The sequence below is a fragment of the Mesorhizobium sp. M7A.F.Ca.US.005.03.2.1 genome (assembly GCF_003997795.1).
GTDB classification, from domain to species: Bacteria; Pseudomonadota; Alphaproteobacteria; order Rhizobiales; family Rhizobiaceae; genus Mesorhizobium; species Mesorhizobium ciceri.
On the sequence record NZ_RZRP01000389.1, the window covers coordinates 1 to 5,813 of the forward strand.

A 5,813-nucleotide genomic window follows, 5' to 3' on the forward strand; every position below is an offset into this window, starting at 1 on the left:
ATCCAAGCGAGTTCGATCCGCGCAAATATTTGACACCGGCCATGGCCGCCATGCGCAAGCTCTGCAAGGAGCGCTTCGAACAGTTCGGCACCGCCGGCAACGCGCAGAAGATCAAGCCGCTGCCGGTCGCCGAAATGGCCAAGCGCTACAAGTCGGGCAGTCTGGACCCGAAGTTCGGCTGAGCTGAACGCTGGTATCGAGGGCAGGAGCGCGGCAGCGCCCTGCCCGTTTACCGAACACTATTGAAGCGTCCGCGCCGGCTGACCGGCGTGGTCGCGCGCGATGCCGGCGTCGGCATCCTCGGCGCCAAAAGCACGGTCGAGGCCCGTCGCCACGACCGAGACCCTGAAGCGGCCTTCCATGCCCTTGTCGAAGATGGCGCCAACGATGATGTCGGCATCCTCGTAGACCTCTTCGCGGATGCGGGTGGCGGCCTCGTCGACTTCAAACAGGGTCATGTCCCTGCCACCCGATATCGAGACCAGCACGCCCTTGGCGCCTTTCATCGACACTTCGTCGAGCAGCGGGTTGGCGATCGCGGCTTCGGCCGCCTTCATCGCGCGGCCTTCACCGGAAGCCTCACCGGTGCCCATCATGGCGCGGCCCATGTCGCGCATCACGGATTTGACATCGGCGAAGTCGAGATTGATCAGGCCTTCCTTGACGATGAGGTCGGTGATGCAGCTGACGCCGGCATAGAGCACCCGGTCGGCAATGACGAACGCATCGGCGAAGGTGGTCTTGGCATCGGCGATCCTGAACAGGTTCTGGTTCGGGATGACGATCACCGTGTCGGCGCTCTCGCGCAGCCGCTCGATGCCTTCTTCGGCCATCTGCATGCGGCGCCGGCCTTCAAAGGTGAACGGCTTCGTGACGACGCCAACCGTCAGGATGCCGGCTTTGCGCGCCGCCTGGGCGATGATTGGAGCCGCACCGGTTCCCGTGCCGCCGCCCATTCCGGCGGTGACGAAACACATATGCGTGCCGGCCAGATGATCCATGATCTCGTCGAGCGATTCCTCGGCCGCGGCGCGGCCGATCTCGGGAAGCGATCCGGCGCCCAGCCCTTCGGTGACATGAGCGCCAAGCTGGATCAGCCGCGTCGCCTTGGACATGGTCAGCGCCTGCGCGTCGGTGTTGGCGGCGATGAATTCGGTACCCTGAAGCTGCTCGGCGATCATGTTGTTGACGGCATTGCCGCCGCCGCCGCCGACGCCGATAACGGTGATCTTGGGTCTCATCTCGGAGATTTCGGGCTTCTTGAACTCGGCCATGCCTGTTTCTCCTTCGTCAATTGCGCGCGCTTCACGACCCACCCGCAGACTGCCTTGGGCATATTGCAATCGAGCGGCATGACGCGAATCAGTCCGTTGCGATGGGTACCCCAAAAAGCCAGACAGCGGCCAGAGGTGCAAGTGCATGCGAGGTCAAGATTTGTGATGACCGTTTTGCACAGCGTGGCTCGGGCGCTGCGTGCGCCAGATCTTACCGCAGCGAGCTCGCCGCTCCCGCCGATAGCGGCTGCGCGCTGGTTTACCGGCTCGTGCTTGGCATTCCGCCCTCCAACCTCTATGTTGCGATCGCAGATCGCGCAATTGGTTTTGAAATGCCTCCCGACATACCAGCTAGTGACTTGAAAAAATAAGGAAAAGCGCTTGGCGACAGCCACGTCTGTTTTCCTAAAACTCACCAGCTATTTTTACCAGGGACGTGCGGCCGGTCAGGCTGCGGCACCTTCGAAAACCAGAGGTTTTAAATTGAGCGATGCAATTGCGGACGTTTTGAACTGGCTTGAAAGCAGAACCGACATCCAGAGCCTGAGGGCGGCGGTGTGCGACCTCAACGGCATCATGCGCGGCAAGCGCATTCCCGTCGAGCAGGCAAGAAAGGCGCTGGAAGGCAAGCTGCGCATGCCTTTTTCGCTGATCGGACTGGATGTCTGGGGCGAAGACATCGAAGGCAACAGCCTGGTTTTCTCGACCGGCGATGCCGATGGACTGTGCCAATGGACCGGGCGCGGCATTCTGCCGGTGGCCTGGACGGCGCATCCGACGGCACTTGTCCCGCTGTGGCTTGCCGACGAAAGCGGCGCGCCCTATCTCGGCGACCCGCGACGGGCGCTGGCCCGCATCCTCGATCGCTACAAGGTCCTGGGCCTGACCCCGGTCGCGGCAACGGAACTCGAATTCTACCTCGTCGATCCGCAATCGCAACGGCCGGTCGGCCCTGTCTCGCCGGTGACCGGACGCCGGCTCGATTCCGACGCGGCGCTGTCGATCGACGAAATCGACGATTTCGAATCCTTCATCCATGACGTCTACGAGGCCTGCCGGACGCAAGGCATTCCCGTCGACACGGCCATCGCCGAAAACGGCGTCGGTCAGTTCGAGATCAATCTGAACCATGTCGCGGACGCGTTGCGGGCGGCTGACGATGCGGTGCTGTTCAAGCGCACGGTGAAGGGCATTGCCCGCAAGCACGGCTTTGCCGCCTGCTTCATGGCCAAGCCCTATGGCGACCGGGCGGGCAACGGCTTTCACGTTCATTTCAGCCTGGTCGACGGTGAAGGACGCAACGTCTTCGACGACGGCACCGACCAGGGCTCGGAGACCATGCGCCATGCAGTCGGTGGCCTGCTTGCGGCAATGGCCGAGAGCACGCTGGTGTTCGCGCCGCACTTCAATTCGTACCGCAGGCTGCGCCCAAGATCCTATGCGCCGACTGCGGTCGCCTGGGGCTATGAGAACCGCATGGTCGCGATCCGCATTCCGGGCGGGCCGACCGCTGCTCGCCGTATCGAGCACCGCGTGTCGGGAGCCGACGCCAACCCCTATCTGGTGCTCGCGGCCATATTGGGCGCCGCGCTGACCGGCATCGAAAGACAGTTGTCGCCAGGTGATCCGATCGGCACAGACGGCCAGGGACTTCCGCCGGCAAAGCTGCCGCCGGACTGGGCATCCGCGATCGCCGCCTTCGAGAGCGGGACGCATGTGGCGGAGATTTTTCCAGCCATCCTGCGCGACTCCTTTGTGGCCTGCAAACGCCAGGAGCTGAACACGTTCGCGCTCAATGTCAGCGATTTCGAGATCGAGACATACCTCGAGAGCGTCTAGATCGGGTTACGCCAGTACGGCCAAGCTGGCGCGCATCGGCCAATCATGTCCTGGCGGCCGCGATACGGTCGGCAGGCCTCGGGCTTCCTGCGTACCGAACCCTAATCGCGTCAGGCAGGCTCGCGCCAGGGCCGCATTGCTGTCGATGACGACCAATCCATTCACGTCGTTGAGGCTGGCGGCCACCACCGACAGTTCGGTGCAGCCGAGCAGGGCGGCATCGGCGCCGGTCGCTTGCGCGATGTCGAGCGCGCGCTCGGTTTCAACCGCCGCATCCGCGATCGAACCCGCCTTGACGAGGCTGATCGCGCTGTCGACGCACGCCTGAAATTCGGTGTTCGCGGGAAGGCAGATCTCAAATCCCGCCGCCGACATCCTGTCCTGATAGAAGCCGGAGGCCAGCGTGCCTTGGGTGGCGAGAACAGCAACCCGGCCCCGCTCCAGGCTACGACGCGTCTCCGCCACCACGGCGTCGCCGATATGGATGATTTCCGCGCGCGAATTCGCCGCCAGTTGGTCGTACCAATGATGGGCGGTGTTGCACGGCATCGCGACGCAGGCGACGCCGAGCGCATTGAGCGTCGCGACCGCGGCTTTCAAAGGCGCCAGCGGGCCGTCATGGCCGGCAAGGATGGCTTCGGTCCTGTCGGGCAGCTGCGGTACGCTGAGGATCACGGCAGGCACATGTTCGTTGTCTCTGAACGCCTGGGTCATCCGGGTCAATTTGAAGTAGAAGTCAGCCGATGCAAGCGGCCCGAGGCCGCCGATAATGCCGAGCTGGGGACGGATGCTGTCGTCGATCATCCGGCAGGCTCGGCTTCGAGCTGTCCCGAGACGGTTTCAGGCTGTGTCGCCTCCCTGTGGCTGGGAGCGATCATTGCCGTGCTCGCTGCGACGGTGCAGACGCTGGCCAGCGTCATGAACGTGTCCACGGCCGCATCCACCGCGACGAACAAAGCGAACGCCGCCTCGAAGGGAAGCTTCAGGTAGCCGCAGACGATGGACATCTGCGACAGGATGAGCAGGCTGCCCATGCCGCCGGTGGTGAGGGCGAGAAGCGCCGAGATGATGCCGACGAGCACGAGGTCGGGGACTGCAAGCGGATGGCCGTAGAGTTGGGCGATGAACAGCGCACCCGAAGTGTAGAGCAGCGCCGGGCCTGTACGCAGCAAAGCCGCCTGCAGCGGCACCAGCAGTTCCACGACCACCAGGCTGAACCGCAGGCGCTCGCTCAAAAGGTTGATGACCCACGGCAGCGAGGCGACCGTAGAGCGTGTGGTGATGGCCACCATGAGAAGGGGCTGGCAGGTCTTGATCGTCGTCCAGTAGCTTCGTCGCGACCGGATGGCGATAATGGCAAAGGCGCCGGCAACGAATATGAGGCAGGAAAGACCCATCACCAGCAGGTAACCGCCCATCAGCGTGAGCGGCTTGGTTCCGGTCGACGCGGTCTGGTCCGCGATCAGGATGAAGGTTGCAAAGGGCAACCCCCAGATGAACCAGTTGGTCAGCACCGTACAGGCCCTGTAGACCGCGTTGAGCGCCTGCGTCAGGCTCATGGACGAGGGCTGGGGAATCTTCCCCATCGCGAGCCCGAAAAGCAGGCAGAACAGCAGAACCTGGATGGTCTGTCCCGAGGCCAGCGCATTGAAGACGTTGTTCGGCACCAGGTCGAGCAGGATCGAATGCCCGGGATCCCCATTGGAGGGCGGCGGCTGGAACGGGAAGGCGAGATCGGTGGACACGCTGCCTTGCGAATTGATGAACTCGCCAAGCTCGATGCGCGACTGGGGATTCTCGATCTGGCCCGGCTGCAGGATCAGCGACAAGGTGCCGCTCACCAGCACGGCCAGGAACGACACGACCAGCACGGCCATACCCACCTTACCGAGGTAGCGGACCGATTTCGGGTCCTGGACCATCGCCGTGATGGAGAAGATGACCGATGAGACCAAATAGGGCAGGACGACCATCTTGAGGAAATTCAGGTAGAGTTGTGCGACAGGGCTGATCGCATGGGCAAAGTCTGGATAGTAGAGGCCGCACAGGATTCCTGCAGCAATCATCGCAATCGTCGTCACCGGCGATCGCAAGATACGCCTTGCCACGAGGCGCCAATCGAAAGGCAGGGGTCCGGCTACGTCGGAGATGGCCATTGTCAGGCTTTGCTCCCCAGGCGATAGCGGGCGATGATCTCGTCCGTGTTGAGAATCTGCTGACCCCGCGCGAGGTCGAGATACAGATCGACAAAGGCCGCGAGATGCGGATTGTCCGGCCGCACGCCGACTGCGATCGTATCGACCTTGTCGGTCAGCGTGATGGAGCGCGCTACGACTGTCATCGACGGATCGTCGACCATCAGCTTCTTGATCTCGAAATCATCGCGATAGGCCATGTCGATCGTCCCGTTTCGGATCGCATCGATGATCAGATCCCAGCTTGCCAAGCGATGGATTTGCGCATGTGGGAAAGTCGTGGCCGCATAAGTGGCGAAGGAAGAGCCCTCGATCACGCCGAGATCGCCTGAGAAATCACGGACAATCTGTTCTGGCGGCTTGCCTTGCGCGATACGCGCCAGGTTGAGGCGGTTGGCGATCAGCCCTTGCCGCAGCATGGCGTAGGGGCGGGAATAGATGATCGACCGGCCGCGCTGAAGCGTCCTGCTGAGCTTGCCAATCGCCATGTCGGCCTGTCCGGAAC

5 protein-coding genes and 1 pseudogene are annotated in these 5,813 nt (G+C 62.9%); 2 read left to right on the forward strand and 4 right to left on the reverse strand.

Annotated elements, in window-relative coordinates; genetic code table 11:
- Positions 1-182: pseudogene (locus EN991_RS20775) on the forward strand (fructose-1,6-bisphosphate aldolase); the annotation flags it as partial.
- 57 nt (positions 183-239) lie between these two features.
- On the opposite strand, the gene ftsZ reads toward EN991_RS20775, so the two are convergent.
- The gene (gene ftsZ / locus EN991_RS20780; RefSeq protein WP_013532929.1) at positions 240-1,274 is read right to left on the reverse strand and encodes a cell division protein FtsZ; all 1,035 of its coding nucleotides are present in this window, start codon (positions 1,272-1,274) and stop codon (positions 240-242) included.
- Between the two features lie 483 nt (positions 1,275-1,757).
- On the opposite strand from ftsZ, the gene EN991_RS20785 reads away from it, so the two are divergent.
- Entirely contained in the window at positions 1,758-3,113 is a 1,356-nt protein-coding gene (locus EN991_RS20785) for a glutamine synthetase family protein (protein ID WP_127369437.1), read from the forward strand.
- Between the two features lie 6 nt (positions 3,114-3,119).
- Here the strand turns inward: EN991_RS20785 and EN991_RS20790 are convergent, their stop codons facing one another.
- From EN991_RS20790 to EN991_RS20800, 3 genes are all read right to left on the reverse strand, one after another.
- Positions 3,120-3,917 carry an amino acid racemase gene (locus tag EN991_RS20790; protein WP_127369438.1) on the reverse strand — a complete coding sequence of 266 codons (798 nt, stop codon included), beginning with the start codon at positions 3,915-3,917 and terminating at the stop codon, positions 3,120-3,122.
- On the reverse strand, positions 3,914-5,179 hold the full coding sequence (locus EN991_RS20795; RefSeq protein ID WP_245461024.1) for a cation:dicarboxylase symporter family transporter: 1,266 nt from the start codon (positions 5,177-5,179) through the stop codon (positions 3,914-3,916). Before EN991_RS20795 ends, EN991_RS20790 begins: the two co-directional genes overlap by 4 nt.
- A 92-nt stretch (positions 5,180-5,271) precedes the next feature.
- Positions 5,272-5,813, reverse strand: a 542-nt coding sequence (locus tag EN991_RS20800) for a transporter substrate-binding domain-containing protein (RefSeq protein WP_127369440.1), incomplete at its 5' end; no start/stop codon positions are given.